A 21,037-nucleotide genomic window follows, 5' to 3' on the forward strand; every position below is an offset into this window, starting at 1 on the left:
CAGCCGGAAGTCCGGGCCGGGGGAGGGCACCGCGCCGGTGCGGCGGAGCACGGCGACGATGGAGACGCCGGTGGCCGTCCGCATCCTGGTGTCGCCGAGGAGCCGGCCGTTCCAGTACGAGGTGCCGCCGAGCGGGATGCGCTCGGCGACCAGGCCGAGATCGGTGGTGTGCAGGACGCCGGGGCTGTGGTGAGCGGGCATCAGCGCGTCCACCAGGGCGGTCGACTCGTCCGCCGTCAGGTGCAGGGCCTGGGCGCAGGCGTCCGGGTCGTCGGCGCGGTAGACGTTGAGGCTGCGGGTGCCGTCGCGGTGGGCGATGACGGAGAGGTGCCGGTGTTCTCGGGTGGTCAGGTCGTACTGGATGCCCACGCCGGGCAGGCTGGTCGTCCGGACTCGGGGAACGGGCACGGCGTCTGTCCTCTCGTCAGCGGATCCGGGCAGCGCGCAGGGCGGACTGCCGCGCGGCGCGCGGTGCCTGGATGCGGAATCGGCCGTCCTATAGTAATGAAAACGTAAAGCGCCTTGTCCTGCGGGCGTCGGCGCGTGGCCGCTCGGTGCCTGCCACGGGTGTCGGCGGGTGCGGAAACGAGGCCGGGGCCGGAGTTTCGCTGCTCGGGCACGCGCCTGCGACCTGACCTGGTGCAGATGCTCGGTCGCGCGGGCGGCCCTGACTGTGTCGTCCCGGCCCTGCCGTCGCCCGTGAACGCCAGGGCGCCGGGTCAGGCGCGCTGCCGGGTGCTGTCGTGGCGCAGCTGGTCGGTGTGCCGGGCGAGGCGGTCGGCCAGGGTGGGGTGACCGGCGTGCAGGTGGGGGCGCAGGGCTTTGAGTGGAGGGAGGAGGTGGGATGCGTTGGCTGCGCCGTCCGGCACCCGCTGGTGGCGGAGGCGACGACACGTTGATTCAGGTTCTGCGCGGCTTTCGCACAGCGCGGCGGCGCACATCCGTGCCACTCGTTGCTGCTGCTCTGTTCGTGCGACGCGTCCGTGTCCGGCGCTTTGGGGAGCGCTGCACAGGGCATTGCTGGTGGGCCCGGCCCTGCGGCTGGTTCGCACACGCGGGTCCTTCCGGGCACGGCCCGCTGCCCGCCCCTATTCGGGCAGCGGGCCCCTCGACCGGCTCCTGCACGGCCCCGGCGTTGTCTGCGAGCGGACAGAGCCGGGCCGCCGGTCGTCTCGACCGGCGGCCCGGTGACCCACACCTCTGCTCACCTCCGACGTTAGGCGCCCCCGTGGCCAACGGCGACCCGGCCGGACCGCGTCCGGTGTTCTCACCAGAGCCCAGGCGGCAGGGAGGGGCTGTGCGCGGGACCGGGTCGGGGATCACCTTGGTACAACCGCTTCGAGGCTGCCCTGTTGTTCTGGGTATGTGGCCGGCCGACTGTGCGGTGGCGGCAGGCTGCCGTTCGCGGGGGCCCAAGCGGGCCGTGTTACCAGTCGATGGGCAGTTGGACGGACGCTCCGACGGAGGTCTGCGGCCTGGCGGCGAGGCCGGTGGGGATCGGGACGTCGAGCTTGAGGGCCGTGGGTGTGTAGAGGTCGGTGGTGACTTCCGGTGTGGCGAGGGAGATGAGCAGGGCGTAGGAGACCTTCCGGCCGATGCGGTCGGTGCGGTTGTGGTCCTTCCACCAGCCGCCGGCGGGGTAGACGGCGAGCATGCCGCTGCCGGCGAGGGTGGTGGCGTCGCCGCGCCAGACGTCGCTGTGCAGGGATCCGCGGTTGCGGTTGGTGGGGCCGACGACCCAGGCGTCGTCGGCCTCGAAATTCTTGATCTTGGTGATGCCGTCGTCTTCCGCCTCCGCGTTCTGCGCGATGCGGCGTTCGAACGCGGCCTGGGATTCGAGGGAGCTCTTCATGGCGAACCGGAGCCGGTGCGAGGGGTAGGTGTGCTGGCCCCGCACGCCCTTGCGTCCGGGGTTGGGCTCGATGAAGTAGGACAGGGTGACGCGCAGTTCGACGTCGGTGCCGCCGAGCTCGTCGAGCTGTTCGCGGGGCCAGGGGAGGGTGTGGAGTTTGAGCTCACCGAGGCGGGGGCCGTCGGGGTGGCGGTGGTAGGGGGTCAGCGTGTCCTGGATCATGAGGGTGACGGCGTTGGCCGCACTCGACAGGACCCTCTCCTGTGTCGGCACGCCCCAGCCGTAGCGGCGCAGGACCTTCCGGGCGAAGTCGCCCGGCCCCATCCTGGGCCTCCCGCTCTTGGTGTAGACGCCCTGGAGCATGGGGGCGGTCCAGCGGGCCTCGTGGACGAGCAGGGCGCGGACGGCTTCGGGCCGCAGGGCCGGGTAGGCGGCGTGGGCCATGGCTGCCAGGTGGGCGGCCTGGGCGGTGGCGGCGCTGGTGGCGTTGGCGGTGGTGAGGGGCCGGTCGATGTGGATGCCGGTGGTGGTGAGGCCGACGATGTCGTGCTGGTGCCACTGGGTGTTGGTCTCGTCGACGAGGAGGTTGCCGCCCTCGAGGACGATGTCCGGCTTGACGGGCGTGGTCTCGGGCATGGACACGGAGGTGCGGCTGAAGGGCGACAGTTCGCCGGCCTGGGCGAGGGGGCGGTATCCGGCGAAGGAGGGGTCGTCGGGGACGGTGGTGAGGTCGGTGTAGGCGCCGACGGCGAGGATGTTCCACGCCTGGGCCGGGTCTTCGATCCGCGAGGTGTCGCACAGGTCGAGGTGGCCGGGGCTGCCGTCGGTCGCCCGCATCTCGTCGGGCAGGCGGTCGCGGATGTTTCCGACCGAGACGATGATCAGCCGGGAGGCGGTGGGGTCGGGGGCGCCGAGCAGCTCGATCCGGTCGTCGCGCACGGCCACGGACGTGCCCGCGGCGAGGGCGTCGACGGTGGCGGACCACAGGGTCGCCGTTCCGTCGGTGCCGTTCTCCGGCCGCACCGACGGCTTGGTGACGGCCATCGAGAACACCCGCGCCCTCGGCTGCTCAACCGATCCGGTTTCGGCGACGGCCACCGCGTCGGCCGTGACCTCGCCGTACGTGCGCTGGCTGCCGGGAGTCTTGGTGGGCAGGAGCTTGACGGCTTCGATCCCGTGTGTGAGCTGCACGGGCTCGTTCGTTGCCAGCGCGGCGTCGAGGCCGTTGCCGTACAGGGCGAGGCCGGCCATTTCGGTGCCGTGCCCGCTGCGGTCGTCCGGGCCCTCCCCGGCCAGGGCGCTCTGGGCCCGGCCGGCGAGCGCGTCCTTCAGCAGGATGTGGCTCTGCCGGATGCCGGTGTCCAGGACGCACACCGTGGGTGATCCGGGGGGTGCCTGCTCAAGGCGGGCGGCGAGGTCCTCCACGAGCGGCATTTGCAGGGCGCGCTGGGTGGTGTGGATCTCTTCGGCGAAGCTGGGGCGTCTGATCTCGGCCGGGCAGTTGGTGGTCAGCAGGAGGCTGAGCCGGTCGCCGGGGGCCTCGACCTGGGCGACGTGGTAGCCGCCGACGGTGACGGCCCGGGGCGCGAGCTGCCAGCCCTGCTCCTCGGCGGTGGTGCGCAGGGCCTGGAGCTGGTCGTCGCTGCTGATGGCGGGGTCGAACCACAGCTCCCACCACCTGGTCGCGGCCAGGTCCGGGAGTGGGGTCTCCTCCTGCCAGAGGTGTTCGAGGACCGCCCGCTGGATGCGTTCGATGTTGGCCACCGTGGCGGCCTGCTTCGGGTTCCCGCCGGGTGTGTCCTGGGTGAACTGGCTGATCTTGTTGGCGAAGGTCTGGACGCTGCCGTCCGGGATCCAGACCACGGCGTCCTGGGGGTGCCCGGGCGTGGCCGGCCGGGCGGACAGCAGGGTCAGGCCGGAGCTGTCGAGGGCCTTCAGGTTGAGGCCGTGGCCCTCGGCGGCTTCGACGGAGATCGCGAATCCGTCGGGCCGGTGCTCCTGCTCGATGTGGCGGCGGTCCTCGACGGCGTCCCGCTGGGCCTGTTGCAGACCGTCGAGGAGCCGGGTGACGTGGCTCTGGCGGTCCGCCGTTCTGTCGACCGGATCGTCGCCGCCACCGCCGCCGGCCCGTCTCTTGGCGGCCAGGGTGGCGGCGTTCCACGGGACGAGCAGGTGAGGGGTGAACCTCGGCGGGGCCGGGTCAGGCATGGCGCAGCGCGTGCCGCTCGTCCAGGGCGTCGATGAGTAGGCGTTCGTCGATCATGTCGTCCCCTCCGAGGATGGCGCGTTTGGCGGCCGACTCCGCTGCCTTGACCAGCTCTGCGTGGCTGAGCTGGTCGACCTTGCCGGTGAGGTCGGCCCACCGGACTGCTGCGGTGTTCATACCGGTGAGCCTTCGCTGCAAAACCTCGATCGCCTGGTCCGGGGAGGGGGGTTGGTAGCGGACGACGAGGTCGAAGCGGCGGAAGAGGGCGCGGTCGAGGAGGTGGCGGTGGTTGGTGGCGGCGATGACGAGGCTTTCGGAGGGGGCTTCGTCGAGGAAGAGGAGGAAGGAGTTGAGGATGCGGCGGGCTTCGCCGACGTCGTTGCCGGCGGTTCGTTCGGCGCCGAGGGCGTCGAACTCGTCGAAGAGGTAGACGGCGCGGGTCTCGGCGGCTGCTTCGAAGATCAGGCGCAGTTTGGAGGCGGTTTCGCCCATGAAGCGGCTGATCAGCCCGTCGAGGCGGATGGTGAACAGCGGCAGGGACAGTTCCTTGGCCAGGGCGGCGGCGGTCATGCTCTTGCCGGTGCCCGGTGGGCCGGACAGCAGGATGCGGTGGACGGGGGTGAAGCCGAACTGTTCCAGGCGGGCGCGCTGGCGCTGCTCGTGGATGACCTTGTCGAGGCTGGCGCGGACGTCCTCGGCGAGGGTCATGTCGTCCAGGCGGACATCCGAGTAGCCGGCGGTGAGAAGGCTGGCGAGTTCGCCCCGGGGCTGGACGACCGGGATCGGGCCGGTGCGGGGGATCTTCTGGGCTCGGGCGGAGTCGATGAGCTCGCGGATCTCGACGGCGAGTTTGCTGTGGCCCTGGCGGGCGGACTTCGCGGCGACCTGCAGAGCGACGCTGTAGAAGAGGTCGTCGTCGCCTTCGGCGTGCGCGGTCAGGAGCGCCTTGAGGTGGTCAGCCGTGGCAGCCACACACCTCACACCCCTTCGTTGGAGACCGGACCGGCCCGCCACTCTAACGAGCGCGTTGGGCCATCGATACCCAGATCGCAGTGATTCAGCGCCGCGTCCATCGTACGGCGGCCGCCCAAACCCGCCAGCAGCGGGCCAGGGCTGCGATGCCTGCACCTGGCGGATCGTATGGCGCAGCGCGCGCCGCATGCGGAGCGATCGCCACCACGAGACGCCGCGAACAGGCTCTCGAGCGCTTCCCTGCTGGATTGGAGGATTCTGCAGCGGTCGGTGGTGATCGTCACACCCTGACGAGCGTCTGCCTGGCGTGCCGGGGCGCGGTGGGGGCGCGCCCCGGCACCGTACGGGCGGCCGGACACTGCTCGACCCGGCCGCTCCGGGGGAGCATGGCTACCCGGCAGGGCAGTTCGCGAACCCGGCTCCGGTGGGCGCAGCCCGGGTACAGGCCGCAGGACTCGTAAGCCGGCGCCGGAAGGACGTTGCTGATGCCGAGGCCCTGGCCGGTGGCCGGTCGCGTTGCGAGTTGCTCACCGTTATCGCCTCCCAACTCCGTAGGCCAACGCCGCTGTTCGCACGGGACTCTGCCGGATCGAAGTCCTCATGCACGTCTGTTCGCGCTACCGTGGCCCTTCGGACTGAAGGGGAGGGGCCGCGATGTTCGGGTTGGCACGGCTTATGGTCAGGTACATCCGGTACTTCCCGCACATGCTCGTCATCGTGGGTTGTCTCACGGCAGGTTCTATGGTGAACACCGACGATCCGGCGGCCAGCTTCCCGGACATTCTCACGCCGATCGCTGTGGTCGCCCTGGGCGTCGTCCTTGCTTTCGTCTTCCCTCCGGACGGCAGGCGCCGGCGGCGGCGCTGAGCGGCGGTTCCCGTGGCACGTTCAGGGCGCGGCGTGGACGGTGCTTGCTGTGGGCGCCCGGAGCGGGCGCAGCGGTGGGCCTTGATCGATGCGGCCGGGCTTCGTACCCTCGCTCGGTGGGACACGACGACCTTCCGCCTCTTGAGCTCGCCTTCCCCGGTCCGGAACGTGACCGTGGTGTGGCGGCGATTCTGAGTGGTGAGAAGACCTCGCTCACGGGTCTCCTGGAAATCTACGAGCATGCGGGGGAGGCAGTGCCGACGGCCGGTCAGCGATTCTCGGTGCTTGATTCCGAAGGTCGTCACGCCGTCACGATCGAGCTTGTCGAGGTGCGTGTTGTTCCCCTGAAGGAGATCGACGACGACTTCGCGCGAGCCGAGGGACGCGGCTACTTGGGCGTGGCCGAGTGGCGGACGGCGCACGAAGAGTTCTTCCGGAGCGATGGTGTGAGCGAGTACCTGGGACGCACCCCGGTCATTGATGACGACACTCTTGTCGTTGCGGAACGCTTCCGAGTGGTCGAGCCGGGCGCCCCGGACAGTCCGTGACCCGCTTGCGACTCGATGGACGTTGCGGGCCCCGGCGGCGTGGTGGTGCGCGCGGGCGGTCGTGGAGTCCACGCTGACATTCCACGTGGTCAGGCCCTTCGCATCGTTCTCGGCCTGCAGGTGCTCGAAGATCCGCTTCCATGTGCCGTCGCGCTGCCACCGCCGAAGTGGTTGTAGGGCCGATTCCGCGGCCCGCTCTTCGGGGAGCTCCCGGCGCGGGGCACCAGTCTTGGACTGCCACCGTCACCGTAGGCCGCCGATCAGCTGCCTGCGGGTCGCGTCGGCAGCCGTCCTGCGGTGTCGGCGACATCCTGGCCGGACCCGCTGATGCCGCCGGGGGTCGCCCGAAGGCCGGCTGCAGGAATGAGCGTCACTACCGCCTCCGGCAGCGCGAACACCGGTGACACCACCTGCAGCTGGAATCACCACAGTCGACGGCATCCCGTCCGTCATCAGGTTCTGCGACCGTCTGCCGGCCTGTTCGAGCGGAAGCGCGGCGCCCCCGGTTTCCGGGTCACGTTCCGGGTTGTGGCCGGGTGGTGCGCAGGACGAGCAGGGCGATGTCGTCGGTGGGCGGGGTGGTCCGCGTGGCGTACTGCAGGACGCTGTCGGTGAGGGTGTCGAGGTCGGGTTCGTGGTGGTGCGTCAGGTGGATTGCGAGGTCGGCGAGGGCGTCGTCGATGTCGGTGCCGGGGGTTTCGACGAGTCCGTCGGTGTAGAGGGCCAGGAGCGTGCCGGGAGGCAGGGGGATCTCGGTGGTGGGGTAGTCGGCGGTGGTTTCGATGCCGAGCAGCAGCCCGGGCGGGAGCCGGGGGATTTCGGTGTGGCCGTCGGGGTGGCGCAGCAGGGGTGGGGGGTGGCCGGCGGTGGCGAGGTGGGCGCGGTGGTGGGTGAGGTCGAGGTGGGCGATGAGGCAGCTGGTGAACAGGCCGGGGTCGAGGTCGGCGAGGAGGCGGTTGGTGGCGGCGAGGATGTGGCCGGGGGGTGTGCCGGCGGTGGCGTGGGCGTGGACGGCGGTGCGGACTTGGCCCATGAGGGCGGCGGCGGTGGTGTTGTGGCCCTGGACGTCGCCGATGACGGCGGTGGCGGTGGTGGGGCCGGTGCGGATCAGGTCGTAGAAGTCGCCGCCGATGTCCAGGCCGTGTTCGGCGGGGCGGTAGCGGGCCACGACCTGCAGGCCGGGGACGGGCGGCAGGGTGTGGGGCAGCAGGCCGGTCTGCAGGGTACGGGCCAGGCTGCGGGTGGTGTCGTAGAGGCGGGCGCGGTCCAGGGCCTGGGCGACCAGTCCGGCCAGTGAGGTGAGCAGGGCGCGTTCGGCGGGCGGGAAGGGCCGGGGCCGGTCGTAGGAGAGGATCAGGGCGCCCACGGCGTGGTCGGATGCGGTCAGGGGGAGGAAGGCCCAGGCGTTGCGGCCGGGATAGCGGGGGGATGTGGGGTAGGTGCGCTGCAGGTCGGCGGGGGTGGCGAAGAAGGCCGCGGTGCCGGTGGTCAGCGCGCGGGCGGCCGGGGTGCGGGTGTCGGCCAGGGGCGTGCCGTCGAAGCGGTCGATGAACTCGGCAGGGTAGCCGCGATGGCCGACGATCCGCAGCCGGCCTTCCTCCGCGGTCAGCACCGCCATGCCCTGGGGTCCGAAGGAGGGAACGATCTGGTCGGCGGCCAGCGCGGCCACCTCGCGCATGCCGGCGGCCTGGGCGAGGGCCGCGGCCAGGTGGGTGAGGTGGTAGAGCCCCATCGCCCCGACCTGCTCGGCAGCCGGCTGCTGCCCCGGCGCGGTGGTGGAGGGTCGTGCCGTGGCGGGGGTGATGTGGACGCTGATGCCGTGGTCGCCGGGGTAGAGCTCGAAGAACAGCCAGCTGTCCGGGGGGCGCAGGGCGGTGAAGGAGGCGGGCTGGCGGGTGATGACCGCGGCCCGGTAGCGGTCTTCGAAGACGGGGTCGTACAGCCACAGCAGCGCCTCCCACGGGCGCCGGCCCACCAAGGTCGCGGCACCGACGTCCAGCAGGTCGGCGGCTGCGGGGTTGATGAAGGTGGTCCTCCCGTCCAGGTCCAGGGCGCAGCAGCCCGTGGGGAGGCGTTCGGTGAAGTCGAGGGCGGCCTGGGCCCGGACGGGGTCGGTTTCGTGCCGGCGTGGCGGGGTCAGCACGCGTGGCTCGTCGGCGGGCAGCAGGGGGCGGCCGCCGACTGCCGCATGTTCCAGGTGCAAGGCGGCGCGGCGGCAGGAGGCAGTGATCGCCTCGCGCTCCTGGGGGCTGAGCTGTGGCGGGTGCCAGATCGGCCACAGCAGCACGATCCCGCCCCAGGCGGCGTGCTCGCCGGCGAGCGGGGCGGCGGCCAGCATGAAGTCGTACGGCAAAACGATGCCCAGGTTGGGATAGCGGCGGGCCATCTCCTCCTGGCTGCCCAACCAGACCAGGCGGCGCTCCCTGATGGCGTCCGCCACCGGAATCGACGCGTCCGGCGGGATGCGCTCCCACGGCGCGGCGATCTGCCGGGACACGCCGGAGACCACGGCCAGGCGCAGCACCTGCTCGCCCGGCGCGGAGAGGTAGACCATGCCGACCGAGGCCCCGGTGCCCTGCACCACCTCGGCCAGGACCGCATCCAGCAGCCCCGGACCGGAGCTCGCGGGAGCGGCTGAGGGGTCGCCGGGGCGGGTGGGCGGATGCATGGACGTCACCGTGTCCCGGCAGTGCGGCGGGCGCGTCCGAAACGGGCGCGGGCCGCGTCCGCGCTGATCCCCAGACCCTCTCCGATCTGCGCCCAACTGGCGCCGGCACTGCGATCGGCCAGCACCGCCGAGCGCACCACCTGCCCGGCCAGCTCCGGCACCTGCGCGACCGCGGCACAGTGCCACCACGGCGGCTGCCCCTGTCCCAGCTGCTGCGCCCGCTGGGCGATGACCAGCAGCTGCGCCAGCAGCCGGGCCTCCGCAGCTTCCAGCGCTCCGCGGGCCGGTGCCGCCGCCCGCCACCGGCGGCGGGCCCGCCACGCCGCCTGGCGGTGCGCGGCCCGGCAGAACCGGCGGCGTGAACCCGCAGGTCCCGGCAGCCGGGTCCCGCACCACTCACACCACACGTCACCCATATCCGGACAATACGCCCAGCCTGGAGTGACGGCACCCGACCGGCCGCCCGATCGGCGCGAGCAGGGGTATTCGACCGAGCCCTGTGCGGTCGCGTGGCTGCCAGCCGGTTCAGACGGCGTGGCCGCGTCCGGACAGCAGGTCGCGCAGCCGGTCGACCAGGCCGACCGCCGGGGTGAGGAGCTTGTTCGAGGCCTCGGCAGGGTGGGGACGGGTGGGCGCGAGCGTCTTCGCGTGGCGGACCTTGCGGCCCAGCGTCTGCAGTTCGTCGGTGGTGCAGGAGCTGCGCAGCGCGGGGAAGATGCGGTGCTCCTGGGATTCGGCATGGGCCGACACCTCGGCCGCGAGGCGGTCCACCAGGTCGTCGAAGCCGGGGTCGTGGGCCTGGTGGTGCTCCAACTCCTTCAGCGTCGCCTGGATCCGGCCGTCCTCGGCCGCCGCCTCCTCCACGAGCGCCGCCCCACCTGCCACCTGCTCGCGCACCGCGGGATGCAGGTACTCCTCCTCCGCCACGATGTGCCGCACCAGGAGGATCGTCAGGTCGTCGGCGCGGTGCTTTCGGCGCGCGTCCGCCGGCGGCAGCGCCCGGATCTGGTCGAACAGTGCCTCCGCCTCCCTGTGGTCGACGGCGAGCTCCTCCACAACGTCAAGGCTGTGCATGGCCGCCCTCCTCACATCACGCGGCGAACCGGTCGCCTCGGGCCGGGGGCGGCCGGACCGTCCGGCTCCTGGTGCCCGGCCATCGCCCTTCCCTTGTTCCGGGCCTGTCCTTCGTTCACCTTCCATTGTCCCGCGCAGGCGTTCCGGCATCAGGGGCCCGGCCGGCGGGCCGTGCTGTGGAGATCGCTCCGCTGCGCCGGTGGGATCGTCAGCGCTTGCGCGGTCTGCCCCACCTGCCGCACGCGTGAGCAGTCGGGGCCGATGACACGCCGGCAAAGTGCTCCGCCAACGGCCGGCCGAGGTTGCGTGCGATGCCTTGCGGCCCCGCCGCAGCGTCGAACGGCAGTCAGCGCTGCTGATCTGCGAGGATCACGAGTTCACCGCCGGCCGACGGGCCCGTGACGGTGTGCCCCAGCTGTCCCAGCAGGCTCGAGACCGCGGCCTGCACGATCGCCTGGATGCTGTCGCCGCCGCCGGAGCGCTGGTGTGCCAGCGAGTTGAAGCCGTCGGAAGCTGCCCACCTCACCACTACCCCGGCCGGCACCTCCCTCGCCGACAGTCCCGGCCGGCCGTCCTCCGTCTCGTCACTGACCAGGTGAAAACCCGCCTGAATCAGGGCGTTCTGCACCTGTGCCAGCAAGTCGGAGGGCGCGGAAGGTACAGCCACAGCAGCGCGTATGCCCCGATTCCGGAGCGGTCATGCCTCCGGCACGGGAGGCGACGGCACAGGCCCGGCCGACGCTGTCGCGGCGCCCTCCCGAGCGTGCCTTCGCGCGGCCGTGCCTGAACCGGAAGAACCGGACGACTCCACCTGTGCGCGCCGACGCACTGCCGCCGAGCCGGAATCCCGACGGCTGTCCTGCCGCCCGCCGCGGTGCCGTTCGCCGGGAGGCGACGCGGTGTCAGACTTCGAGGTCGGCCTCGATGCGCCGCGAGTGGTGGCGGGCCATGGCGAGGTTGGAGCGGTTGCGGTCAAGCATCAAATAGAGGAACAGCCCGGGGTGGCGGGTGAGCGGCCGGATCAGGTGGTACTGACCGGTCAGGCTGATCAGGATGTCCTCCAGCGTCTGGTCGCCCTGGCCCGCCAGTTCCAGGGCGCGCATCTCGGCGCGCAGGATGTCGGTGGTGGCGGCGGCCGCGACGGACAGGGTCTCTGCCGGGCCGGCGGTGCCGAGCGCCATACCGCTGGTGTAGTCCCCCAGGGCGGCGCCGAGCGCGCCGTCGATGCTCATCGCGTCCTTGAGCGAGGTCTCGATGCCGGCCACGTGTGTTCTCCAGCCGTTCGGGCGCAGGGAAGTGTCCCGGCGCGCTGATGTCCCCTTCTGTCGGGCGATCCTAGGAAAGCGAACGGCACGGCCCACCGATATGACCGTAAGCGATCGACTTCTGCCGGAAGGGGGCCACCTCATTTGCAATGCATGACATGTTGAGTTGATGAATTCTTCATGTCGTTGGATGCTGGACGGTGATGCCGCGCATCGACGATCCCCTCACCGCCGACGTGGACGCCCTCAGGCAACACGAGGAAGCAACCCATGAGCACTGCCGACCCGCCGCCCCCGGTCGACCTCGCGAGGGCACGGTCCTGCCAGATCTGCAGCGGGTGGGGAACCGTGGCCACGCCCGACGGAAGGTCCTATGTCCTGTGCCAGGCCTGCCAGGGGGACATTACTGACATCACGGCCGTGGGACGGACCGCCAACCGTCCGCCGCCGGCATCGATCACACGGCAGCCCGCGGCCGGGTGAGCACCCCGGCCAGCCGAGAACCCGGCGGCCGTGACCGCCCGCTCGGGTTCTCGGCCCGATGACGCACGACCCCGCGCCGTCTCCAGTGCCGCCGGCGGACGTGACGCACCCCGTGGCTGTGCAGGCAACACGACTTGGCAACACTGCTGGTCGCCGCGAAGAGGGTGGGCGGTGCGGTCGGGCTCGCCATCGCCAACGGGGCCGCCGCAGGACAGGGCGCCCGACGTTCGCGGGCCCTCCTCGGCCCTGCCCCGTTCGGGCCGGTCAGCGTTCACCGGTACCCGGCCGGTCGGTGCGGCCGGACCAAAGCGGCTCCACGCGCTCCCAGTCGCTCTCCCAGGCGGCAGCCGCCCGATGGTCGAGGACCCTGCGGCGCAGCAGGAGGACACCGGCGAAGACCGTGCTCGTCCCGGCCAAGGTGATCAGGCCGCAGGTCGCTGCGGACACTGCTATTCGGGTGTCTGCGGGGGGAGGGGAGGCGACGGCTCCGTCGTCGTCGACCCACAGCGGGACGTTCGTGCCCTGCGGTGTGCCGCTGGGCACCTTGACGGTTTCGGTCCTGGTGTCTGCGGCCACGGTCCAGGTGGCCCGGGTCTGCGCGGTACCCAGTGGCTGGCCTGCGGTGTCGCCGGTCGGCGCGAGGGTGGTGGCCGTCACCTGGTGGCGGTGTTCGGCGATAAGCCGGGCATCGGCGCGCATGTCGTGCAGCAGCACCTGGGCGGTGATCAGCGCGGCGGCGGCCGAGAGCACGGCCAGCAGGACGGCGGCGACGAGCAGGCGACTGCGGGCCCGGTCGGTCCTGCGGCACAGCGTGTTGGTGCCGGACCTCGCGCACCGCCGTGTCGAGGACGGAGGCGAGGCCGGCTGGGTGATCGCCGGCCGCGTGTCAGGCGAGGGCGTGGTAGCGGATCCAGAGGTAGGCGGCGGAGATGGCGATGGTGACGGCGGTGACGGGGATGCCGTAGCGGGTGAAGGTCCAGAAGGAGATGGGCTGGCGGTTGCGTTCGGCGATGCCGAGGACGACGACGTTGGCGGAGGCGCCGATGGCGGTGGCGTTGCCGCCGAGGTCGGCGCCGAGCGCCAGAGCCCACCACAGGACCTGGCCGTGGGGTTCGCCGACGGTGTGGACGAGGTCGGCGGTGATGGGGGCCATGGTGGCGACGTAGGGGATGTTGTCGACGATCGCGGACAGGACGGCGGAGGCGCCGAGCAGGGTCATCGTGGCGCCGAGCGGGTTGCCACCGGTGGCGTCGGCGAGGGCCTTCGAGACGGTTTCGATGACACCGGTCTCGATGAGGGCGCCGACCATGACGAACAGGCCGGCGAAGAAGGCGAGGGTGGGCCATTCGACGTCGGCGAGGGCGTCCTTCGCCTCGACCTTGGACACGGCGACGAGCAGGCCGGCCCCGAGCAGGGCGACAACGGACGGCGCGTAGTGCACGACAGGGTGGAGGACGAACCCGGCGACGACCAGGGCCAGGACCGCGAGGCCCTGGGTGAGCAGGCGCGGGTCGCGGATCGCCTCGCGTTCGTCGAGGGCCATGACCTCGGCGGCCCGGTCCTCGTCGAAGCGGAAGGCGTCGCGGAACAGGAAGCGGCACATCGCCAACAGGACGACGGTCAGCAGGGCGGCGAGCGGGGCGAGATGGACCAGGAAGTCGTTGAACGACAGGCCGGCGCGGCTGGCGATGATGATGTTCGGCGGGTCGCCGACGAGGGTGGCGGTGCCGCCGATGTTGGAGGCGAACACCTCGGCGATCAGGAACGGCGCGGCCTTCAAGGCGAGCCGGTCGCACACCAGCAGGGTGACCGGGGCGACCAGCAGCACCGTGGTGACGTTGTCCAGCAGGGCGGAGGTGGCAGCGGTGATGACCACCAGCATCGCCATCACCCGGAACGGCCTGGCCCGGGCCCGTTTGACGGACCAGATGGCGAGGTATTCGAACACGCCGGTCCGGCGGAGGACGCCGACGATCATCATCATGCCGAGCAGCAGGAAGACGACGTTCCAGTCGATACCGGTGTCGGTGGAGAAGAACGCGGCCTCGTCGTCGGTCGCGCCGATGGCCAGCATCAGCGCGGCGCCGCCGAGCGCCGCGGCGACCCGGTGCACCCACTCGGTGACGATCAGGACGTAGACGGCGGCGAACACCGCGAGGGCCGCCCAGGCCTGCCAGTTGTTCATCGGGCCACCTCAAGCAGGTGCTGCAGCAGGTTCGCCGCGGTAATGACGCCGAGCAGACGCGGCCGGCCGCCCCTGGGGCGTTCCAGGACGGCGACCAGTGGGGTGCGGCTGCTCGCCATCAGCGCGGCGACCTCCACCGCGGTGTCGTCCGCGTCGGCCGTCACCGGCCGTGGAACGTCCCTGGGGAGGCACTCGCGCACCCGCAGGCCCTCCAGTGCCGCGCACATCCGGTCGGCGTGCGCCTCGTCGATCACGGCCGCCAGCGACGGGTCCTCCAGCACGTAGCCCGGCACGAGCAGGCGCACCAGTTGCGAGGCGGGCAGCACCGCGTGCGGCAGGCCGTCGCCGTCGACGACCAGCACCCCGGGCAGGCGGCGGTCGGCCAGCAGGCGGGCCGCGTCCAGCGCCTGGTCGTCCAGGGCGACGGTCGGGTAGGGCTCGGCGAGATCGCGTGCACGCAACGGGGGAATCTCCTCGGTCGTCGGAACTGCTGCCAGGCCCGGCAGCAGGCGGTCAGATGTCGGTGAGGGTGGCGGGAGCCGCCGGGGCAGCCGGCGGTCCTGCCGGCGGTCCTGCCGGCGACCGGTTGGGCCCAACGCCGGTGGACGCCGGTGCCGCGGGCGCCGTGTCGTCGACGTGGAAGAGCCGGGCTACGGGCACATCCGAGCTGGAGTGCAGCACGATGGAGGCGGCGATGCACACCGCGATCAGGGTGTAGGCCTGCTCGCCCTGCGGGAGGCCGGCCTGCAGCACCAACAGACCGTAGACCACGGACGCAAAGCCCTTCGGGCCGAACCACGCGGCGACCAGCTGCTCGCGCCGGTCGATCCGCGAGCGCACCAGCGACAGCAGCAGGGACGCAGGCCGGATCAGGACGATCGCCAGCACCACCGCAACGTATCCGCCGACCGACAGGTCGCCGAACAGCCGCGGGGTGAGCAGCGCGCCGAAGACCAGCAGGGCGGCGAACTTGGCGAGTTCCGCGAGGGCCTCGCCGAGCGGCTCGAAGGCTGCCTTCGGGGCGGGGGCGACCGCGGCCAGGACGGCGCCGGCGGAGAACGCCGCCAGGTAGGGGTTGGCACCGGTGAGGTGGCAGGCGGCGTACAGGACGGTCCCGGCGGCAAGCGGCAGTAGCGGCTGCAGCTTGGCCTCCGCGCCAAGGCCCGGCAGGCGCAGCAGGAGGTTGAGGAGCAGGGGGACGGCCAGGCCCAGCAGCAGGCCGCCGGCCAGTTCCGCGCCGATCACCGGGAGGGAGGACTCGGTGCCGGCGGCGGTCGGGCCGGCGGCGGCGATCAGGACGAGGACGACGGGCAGGGCGAGGCCGTCGTTGAGGCCGGACTCGACGTTCAGCAGCTGTCGCAGCCGGGCCGGGACTTCCTTGCGGCCGACGATGGCGGAGGCGAAGACCGGGTCGGTGGGGGCCAGTGCCGCGCCGACCAGGAACGAGGTCGTCCAGTCGAGGCCGACCAGGTAGTGGGTGACCACGGCCATGCCGGCGAACGCCAGCGGCATGCCCAGCCCCAGGGCCCGCGCCGGGTGCCGCCAGGCCGCGCGTAGGGCGGGGAAGGCGAGGTGCATGCCGTCGGTGAACAGCACGGTGAACAGGGCGAGGTCCGCGGTGGCGGTCACGATCGGGTCGTGCGCGTCGATGTGGACCAGGCCGAGGAAGCCGTCGCCGGCCAATGTCCCCGCGGCTAGGAACAGCAGCGATGTGGACAGCACCGTGCGGGCGGCCAGCCCCGACAGCAGGACCGCAACCAGCAGCGCCGCCCCGAAAACAGCGACGAGCACCATGGAAACCCCCGGCGAAGAAGAGAAATGTCCCTTGCTCGCCGACCAGGCTTCCCGGCACTCCGCCACCGACTTTATACGACGTTTACGGGTCCTTGACAGACCCCTGGCGGGGTCGACCACCGAGGAGCCTCTCCCCGCACGGACGCGTAGGGCAGACTCCGGCGCCGCCAAGCGCTACGATCACCGCAGGTGAGCCGGGAAGTCTGGTCGGCACGTGACCCTCCCCTTCCCAGGAGCCGCCCCGTGCACCAGCACCACCACCTCGCCCGCACCGCCCCGGTGACGGTGCGCCGGTGAACCTCCAGTGGATCCTGCTGGCCTCGGCCACCGTCCTGTTCCTGCCCCCAGGGGTTGCCCTGGCCGCGGGCTGGGCACCGCGCCGCCTGCGGCCGCGGCTGGAACCCGTGCGAGCCCGCGGCTGGTGCCTGCTCGCCTGCTACCTCACCGCGCCGCTCAACGCGATCCCCCGCGCGAGCGGCGCCGCACCCGGCATCGTGCTGCTGTGCACCGCGGCAGCCGTCCCCTGCATGCTGGCGGGCCTGATCGGCCTGTTCGTCGCCGACAGCCGGCGGAAGAAGAACCTGGGCGGGGCCGACCCGCAGCCGGCCGCGCGATGAGGTCCCGTACCGAGAAGGCCGCGTTCGCCGCCGCCTTCGGCGCCGTCACCCTCGCCACCACCTGGGTCGGCGTCCACTATGCCGAGAGCCGATGGTTCCAGTGCGCCGTGCCGTTCGCCCTGCGCCAGGCCGCCCTGCAGACCCGGATCGCCGGGCAGCAGGTGCGGCGACGCTTCAGCCTCGGCGCCCGCCGACGACCCGTGGTCGTCAAACTCCGCGGCACCCTCGACGTCCGGAGCGCCGACCGCACCACCCGCCTCCTCGACACCGCGCTCAGGGCGGCCACTGCCAGCGGGCTGACCATCGACCTCGCCCGCGTCACCACCGTCTCGCGCGCAGGCACTGCTCCGCTCATCACCACTGTCCGCAAGGCAGACCGCGACCACGTGCCCGTCACCGTCCGCGGCGCCGACCCTGCCGTCCGCCGCACCTTCCACGACGTCGGCCTCGACCGCCTGGTGACGGTTGCCGAGGATGTCGGCCCTTCGTAACCGGACCCGGAAGAGACCGGGCCGGCTGGCCCCGAGCACCGCCGCAGTCCGGTCAGCGCCCGCGTACGTCTGTGGGGTCCGGCGTGCGGCCGGGCCGGCGGGAGCCCGCCTGTCCCGCCGACCCCCGGCTATGTCGGTCTCGTCGGTTTCGTCGCGAGGAAGCGCTATGTTCCTGCCGGGCGGGGGCGGGCCGTGGTGACGGGGCGGACGTGTATGCGCCGGCTGGCGGCTGCGGCTTCCTCGAGGTGCCGGCGCAGGGCCTGGATGTCCACCGTGGTGGGGCGGAGTCTGGTGCCGTGTTCGTCAACGGGGGTGATCTCGAAGAGCACGGCGCCTCCTGGGGCGGGTTGGACGTGGTGCGGGTTCGGGCGGTCGCTTCCTGTTCTTCCCCGGCCCGGTCTGACGCCGAACCGCGGGCAGGGCGGCATCAGTGGCCTGCGGTGTCGGCCAGCACTGTCGACAGGTGTCGGCGGGCGTAGGCGATGGCGTCGGGGGTGGCGCCGAAGACGCGGTGCTCGGCGTGGAGCCGGTCGAGGACGCCAAGGGCGTCCAGGGTCTTCAGATGGTCCTCGCGGACGCCGGAGACCAGGACGAGGATGTGGCGGCGCTCCAGCTTCTCGATGGCGTCGCCCAGCACGAGGGCGCCGGTGGCGTCGATCGCGGTGATCCGGGACAGGCGCAGCACGATGGCCTTCACGTCGCCGGTTTCGGCGAGTTCGAGGAGGAAGCGGTGGGCGGCGGCGAAGAACAGGGGGCCGTCGATGCGGTAGGCGACGATGTGTTCGGCGAGCAGGGCCTGTTCTTCGTTGTGGTGGTCGGCGGGTGGCAGGCCGTCGTGCAGGGGCACGCGGGTGAGGGCGGCGGAACGGGCGACCTGGCGCAGTGCGAGGGCGCCGGCCACGAGCAGGCCGACGATGACGGCGGTGACCAGGTTGAAGGCGAGGGTGGCGGCGGCGGTGAGGACGAGGATCGCGGCTTCGCCGCGTCCGGCTCTGGCGAGGGCGCGCAGGGAGGCGACCTCGACCATCCGTACGGCGGTGGCGATCAGCACGCCGGCGAGCGCGGCGAGCGGGATGCCCTCGACGAGCGGGGCGGCGGCGAACACCACCACGGCGAGGACGGCGGCGTGGACGAGTGCGGCGAGGCGGGAGGCGGCGCCGGAGCGGACGTTGACGGCGGTGCGGGCGATCGCGCCGGTGGCGGCGACGCCGCCGAACAGCGGTGCCGCGAGGTTGGCCAGGCCCTGGCCGAACAGCTCCCGGTCGCTGTCGTGCCGCTCGGAGACGCTCATCGCGTCCGCGGCGGTCGCGGACATCAGCGACTCCAACGCGGCCAGGGCCGCGACCGCGAGCGCCGCCGTCGCCAGCTTCGGCACGTCGCCGACGTGAAGGAACCCGAGCGAGGGGGCCGGCAGGCCGGAGGGCAGGTGCCCGATCGTCGCCACGTCCAGACCGGTGCCGGAAGCGAGGAGCGTCGCGCCGATGACGGCGAGCAGCGAGAACGGGATGCCGGGCCGCAGCCGGGCGCCGAGCAGCATCACCGCCGCCACGCCCGCGGCGAGGGCGAGTGAGGCGAGGTGGGGGTCGCGGACGAAGTCGACGAGGGCGTCCCACGCGGCGACGGCGGTGTTCTCCGCGCCGGAGGGTTTCACGCCGAGTGCGGCCGGGACCTGTTGGAGGCCGATGACGGCGGCGATGCCGAGGGTGAAGCCCTCCACCACCGGCGCCGGGACGAAGGCCATGAAGCGTCCGGCGCCGCCGAGCGCAGTGGCGACGAGCAGCAGGCCGGCGAGCAGGCCGACCGTCAGCACGCCGTCGGTGCCGTAGCGGTGGACGATCGGCACCAGGACCACGGTCATCGCGCCGGTCGGCCCGCTGACCTGGAGGTTGGAGCCGCCGAACACGGCGGCCAGGGCGCCGGCGACCACCGCGGTCGCCAGGCCCGCCTCGGCGCCGGCGCCGGAGGCAACGCCGAAGCCGAGCGCGAGCGGCAGTGCGACGATCGCGACCGTCAGCCCGGCGAGCAGGTCCTTGCGCGGCGAGCGCCGCATCGTCGCCCAGGTGGCATGGTCGGGCAGAACGGCGCGCAGCCGCGTTGCGAGGCGGCGCGCCACTGTGACCGTGCCGCTCATGCCTCGGCCGCCGGCCGCTTCGGTCCGCCGAGTTCGGCGAGCAGGTCGGACTGATCGGTGATCATCGCGCCGAGGATGCGGCGCGCGGCCTGCAGCAGCTCCGCCACATCGGGCGTGCTCAGCGCATAGACGACGGTGTTGCCCTCGCGGGTGGCCGACACCAGCTGGGTGCGGCGCAGCACGGCCAGCTGCTGGGACAGGTTGGAGGGCTCGATCTCGATCTCGGTGAGCAGCTCGCGCACCGGCCGCGGCCCGTCCTGCAGCAGTTCCAGCACCCGGATGCGCACCGGATGGCCCAGCGTGCGGAAGAACTCCGCCTTCGCCTGATACAGCGGAATCGCCATCAGTCCTGCTCCTCCTCGTCCGCCGCGCGGTCCAGCACGACGCCGTGGTGGGCCGCGATCCGCAGCAGTTGCGTGATCCGCCCCGCGTACGCCTGCGCCTGTTCCTCGTCGCCGGCCTCGCGTGCCCGGACCCGCAGCCGGCGGGCCTCGGCCAGCTGCTCGTGCAGTTCCGCGTCGAACCCGCCGCTCATCGCCGCCGTCCTTCCACCGCAGGTCGTGCCGCCGCACGCACGGCCTCCCAGTACAAGGATGCAGCATCTATGAACATGAAGAATTCTTCAAATTGCTACTATCGCAAGCCATGCCGGCAGAGTGAGAGTGGGAGGGGCTGCGTGATCGCGATCGGGCAGTCGGCCGCCAGTGGCCCGTGTTCGGCACGTCGATCCGGCGGCCGACGCCGCTGGGATGTGCTCAGGTCTCCGGCTGCTCCTGCCGTTCCCCGCCTCGATCGCTCGAGGCGCCCATTGAACACACCCTCGGCTCCTGGGGCCGCCACGGAGGCGTGCCGGCATGAGCCTCGGGGGTCAGGTGCTGGAAGCGGGGCGGAGGTCGCCGAGGATTTCGGCGCGGTCGGTGATGACGTCGGTGAGGATGGAGCGGGCGACGGCGAGGAGCTGGGCGACCTCGGGGCTGGTGATCCGGTAGATCACGGTGGCGCCGTCGCGGCGGGAGGTGACGACCCCGGTGCGGCGGAGCACGGCGAGCTGCTGGGAGAGGTTGGAGGCCTCGACGCCGACGTCGGCGAGGAGTTCCGCGACGGTGTGCTCGCGTTGGCTGAGGAGCTCGAGCACGCGGATGCGCACCGGGTGGCCGAGAGTTTTGAAGAACTCCGCCTTCACTTGGTAGAGCGGCACGGCGGTGACGGAGGGTTGCCGCGAGATGTCGGCAGGCATGGGGTCACCGTCCGTGTCGGGGCCAGGGGGCGTCGGATTCGACTCTAGCAATGCAGGCGGGATCGCCCCCGGCGCCGGATCGGGCGGCGACCGCGGCGCCGAGGCGTGAGACTTGCAAAGATTCTCAACTGATAAAGTTGTGGTTCCGGTGGTTTCCTGGTGGTGCCGCTGGAGCGGGCCCGCAGCGCTATAGGGGGTGCAGCGGGCCCGCACCCTTTTCTCCGGGATATGCGACAGACAGGGAAGACCGGGTTCATGAGTGAGAATCTGCCCCCGTGTCCGAAGTGCTCGAGTGAGTACACCTACGCCCTGGACGCACTGGTGGTGTGCCCCGAGTGCGGACACGAGTGGGCTGCCGGCGACGGCGGCGCGGAAGCCGCCGGCGAGCGGGTGGTCAGGGACGCGGTCGGCAACGTGCTGAGCGACGGCGACACGGTGACCGTCGTCAAGGCGCTCAAGGTCAAGGGCAGCGCCTCGGGCATCAAGGCTGGGACCAAGGTCCGCAACATCCGCCTGGTCGACGGCGTGGACGGCCACGACATCGACTGCCGGATCGACGGCTTCGGCGCCATGCAGCTCAAGTCGAGCGTGGTCAAGAAGGCCTGACCGCCTGGATGCACTCCCGCAGTTGGGTCCGCTTCGTTCCC

21 protein-coding genes are annotated in these 21,037 nt (G+C 72.0%); 5 read left to right on the forward strand and 16 right to left on the reverse strand.

All coding sequences use genetic code 11. The features are described 5' to 3' along the window. From IE98_RS0129720 to IE98_RS0129735, 3 genes are all read right to left on the reverse strand, one after another. Positions 1 to 408, reverse strand: a 408-nt coding sequence (locus IE98_RS0129720; protein WP_043173353.1) for a cation:proton antiporter regulatory subunit, incomplete at its 3' end; no start/stop codon positions are given. A 1,018-nt stretch (positions 409 to 1,426) separates the two neighbouring features. Then, positions 1,427 to 4,060: a S8 family peptidase gene (locus IE98_RS0129730; protein ID WP_052391134.1), complete on the reverse strand. Its 2,634-nt coding sequence runs from the start codon at positions 4,058 to 4,060 to the stop codon at positions 1,427 to 1,429. Next, positions 4,053 to 5,030, reverse strand: a complete 978-nt coding sequence (locus tag IE98_RS0129735) for an AAA family ATPase (protein WP_030274258.1) — start codon at positions 5,028 to 5,030, stop codon at positions 4,053 to 4,055. Before IE98_RS0129735 ends, IE98_RS0129730 begins: the two co-directional genes overlap by 8 nt. 741 nt (positions 5,031 to 5,771) lie before the next feature. Between IE98_RS0129735 and IE98_RS52060 the strand changes: the two genes are divergently transcribed. After that, positions 5,772 to 5,897, forward strand: a complete 126-nt coding sequence (locus tag IE98_RS52060; RefSeq protein WP_267882374.1) for a hypothetical protein — start codon at positions 5,772 to 5,774, stop codon at positions 5,895 to 5,897. Positions 5,898 to 6,013: 116 nt separating this feature from the next. Further along, positions 6,014 to 6,445, forward strand: coding sequence for an ASCH domain-containing protein (locus IE98_RS0129745; RefSeq protein WP_030274261.1), 432 nt, complete (start codon positions 6,014 to 6,016; stop codon positions 6,443 to 6,445). Between the two features lie 514 nt (positions 6,446 to 6,959). On the opposite strand, the gene IE98_RS0129750 is transcribed toward IE98_RS0129745, so the two are convergent. The 9 genes from IE98_RS0129750 to IE98_RS0129790 form a co-directional block, all read right to left on the reverse strand. Beyond that, positions 6,960 to 9,113: a SpoIIE family protein phosphatase gene (locus IE98_RS0129750; RefSeq protein WP_030274263.1), complete on the reverse strand. Its 2,154-nt coding sequence runs from the start codon at positions 9,111 to 9,113 to the stop codon at positions 6,960 to 6,962. 5 nt (positions 9,114 to 9,118) lie between these two features. Further along, positions 9,119 to 9,529, reverse strand: a complete 411-nt coding sequence (locus IE98_RS0129755) for a hypothetical protein (RefSeq protein WP_030274264.1) — start codon at positions 9,527 to 9,529, stop codon at positions 9,119 to 9,121. A gap of 109 nt (positions 9,530 to 9,638) precedes the next feature. Next, entirely contained in the window at positions 9,639 to 10,187 is a 549-nt protein-coding gene (locus IE98_RS0129760) for a hemerythrin domain-containing protein (RefSeq protein ID WP_030274266.1), read from the reverse strand. Between the two features lie 346 nt (positions 10,188 to 10,533). Then, complete coding sequence (locus tag IE98_RS0129765) at positions 10,534 to 10,815, reverse strand: hypothetical protein (protein ID WP_159401110.1); 282 nt, start codon at positions 10,813 to 10,815, stop codon at positions 10,534 to 10,536. 274 nt (positions 10,816 to 11,089) lie between these two features. Further along, on the reverse strand, positions 11,090 to 11,452 hold the full coding sequence (locus IE98_RS0129770) for a hypothetical protein (protein ID WP_030274269.1): 363 nt from the start codon (positions 11,450 to 11,452) through the stop codon (positions 11,090 to 11,092). A 747-nt stretch (positions 11,453 to 12,199) separates the two neighbouring features. Beyond that, the gene (locus IE98_RS0129775) at positions 12,200 to 12,685 is read right to left on the reverse strand and encodes a hypothetical protein (RefSeq protein WP_052391135.1); all 486 of its coding nucleotides are present in this window, start codon (positions 12,683 to 12,685) and stop codon (positions 12,200 to 12,202) included. A gap of 136 nt (positions 12,686 to 12,821) precedes the next feature. Next, positions 12,822 to 14,120 carry an ArsB/NhaD family transporter gene (locus IE98_RS0129780; RefSeq protein WP_030274273.1) on the reverse strand — a complete coding sequence of 433 codons (1,299 nt, stop codon included), beginning with the start codon at positions 14,118 to 14,120 and terminating at the stop codon, positions 12,822 to 12,824. Further along, on the reverse strand, positions 14,117 to 14,581 hold the full coding sequence (locus IE98_RS0129785; RefSeq protein WP_030274275.1) for a CBS domain-containing protein: 465 nt from the start codon (positions 14,579 to 14,581) through the stop codon (positions 14,117 to 14,119). Before IE98_RS0129785 ends, IE98_RS0129780 begins: the two co-directional genes overlap by 4 nt. Positions 14,582 to 14,633: 52 nt before the next feature. Continuing rightward, positions 14,634 to 15,914, reverse strand: coding sequence for a cation:proton antiporter (locus IE98_RS0129790; protein WP_106976746.1), 1,281 nt, complete (start codon positions 15,912 to 15,914; stop codon positions 14,634 to 14,636). 293 nt (positions 15,915 to 16,207) lie between these two features. On the opposite strand from IE98_RS0129790, the gene IE98_RS43280 reads away from it, so the two are divergent. Then, complete coding sequence (locus IE98_RS43280) at positions 16,208 to 16,531, forward strand: hypothetical protein (protein ID WP_052391136.1); 324 nt, start codon at positions 16,208 to 16,210, stop codon at positions 16,529 to 16,531. Continuing rightward, entirely contained in the window at positions 16,528 to 17,022 is a 495-nt protein-coding gene (locus IE98_RS0129800) for an STAS domain-containing protein (protein ID WP_030274280.1), read from the forward strand. Before IE98_RS43280 ends, IE98_RS0129800 begins: the two co-directional genes overlap by 4 nt. Positions 17,023 to 17,449: 427 nt before the next feature. Here IE98_RS0129800 and IE98_RS0129810 read toward each other — a convergent pair whose 3' ends face one another. The 4 genes from IE98_RS0129810 to IE98_RS0129825 form a co-directional block, all read right to left on the reverse strand. Next, positions 17,450 to 19,153, reverse strand: coding sequence for a SulP family inorganic anion transporter (locus IE98_RS0129810; RefSeq protein ID WP_030274283.1), 1,704 nt, complete (start codon positions 19,151 to 19,153; stop codon positions 17,450 to 17,452). Beyond that, the gene (locus tag IE98_RS0129815) at positions 19,150 to 19,497 is read right to left on the reverse strand and encodes an ArsR/SmtB family transcription factor (RefSeq protein WP_030274284.1); all 348 of its coding nucleotides are present in this window, start codon (positions 19,495 to 19,497) and stop codon (positions 19,150 to 19,152) included. The genes IE98_RS0129810 and IE98_RS0129815 overlap by 4 nt, the downstream gene beginning before the upstream one ends. Then, positions 19,497 to 19,688 (reverse strand): hypothetical protein, encoded by a 192-nt coding sequence (locus tag IE98_RS0129820; RefSeq protein ID WP_030274286.1) that lies wholly within the window; start codon positions 19,686 to 19,688, stop codon positions 19,497 to 19,499. The genes IE98_RS0129815 and IE98_RS0129820 overlap by 1 nt, the downstream gene beginning before the upstream one ends. A gap of 333 nt (positions 19,689 to 20,021) precedes the next feature. Next, a complete protein-coding gene (locus IE98_RS0129825) occupies positions 20,022 to 20,390 on the reverse strand; it encodes an ArsR/SmtB family transcription factor (RefSeq protein ID WP_052391137.1) in 369 nt (122 codons plus the stop codon). Positions 20,391 to 20,645: 255 nt separating this feature from the next. On the opposite strand from IE98_RS0129825, the gene IE98_RS0129830 reads away from it, so the two are divergent. After that, a complete protein-coding gene (locus IE98_RS0129830) occupies positions 20,646 to 20,996 on the forward strand; it encodes a zinc ribbon domain-containing protein YjdM (protein WP_030274289.1) in 351 nt (116 codons plus the stop codon). Positions 20,997 to 21,037 lie beyond the last annotated feature (41 nt).

Origin of the sequence: Streptomyces sp. NRRL B-24484 (genome assembly GCF_000717715.1) — a bacterium.
Lineage (GTDB): Bacteria > Actinomycetota > Actinomycetes > Streptomycetales > Streptomycetaceae > Kitasatospora.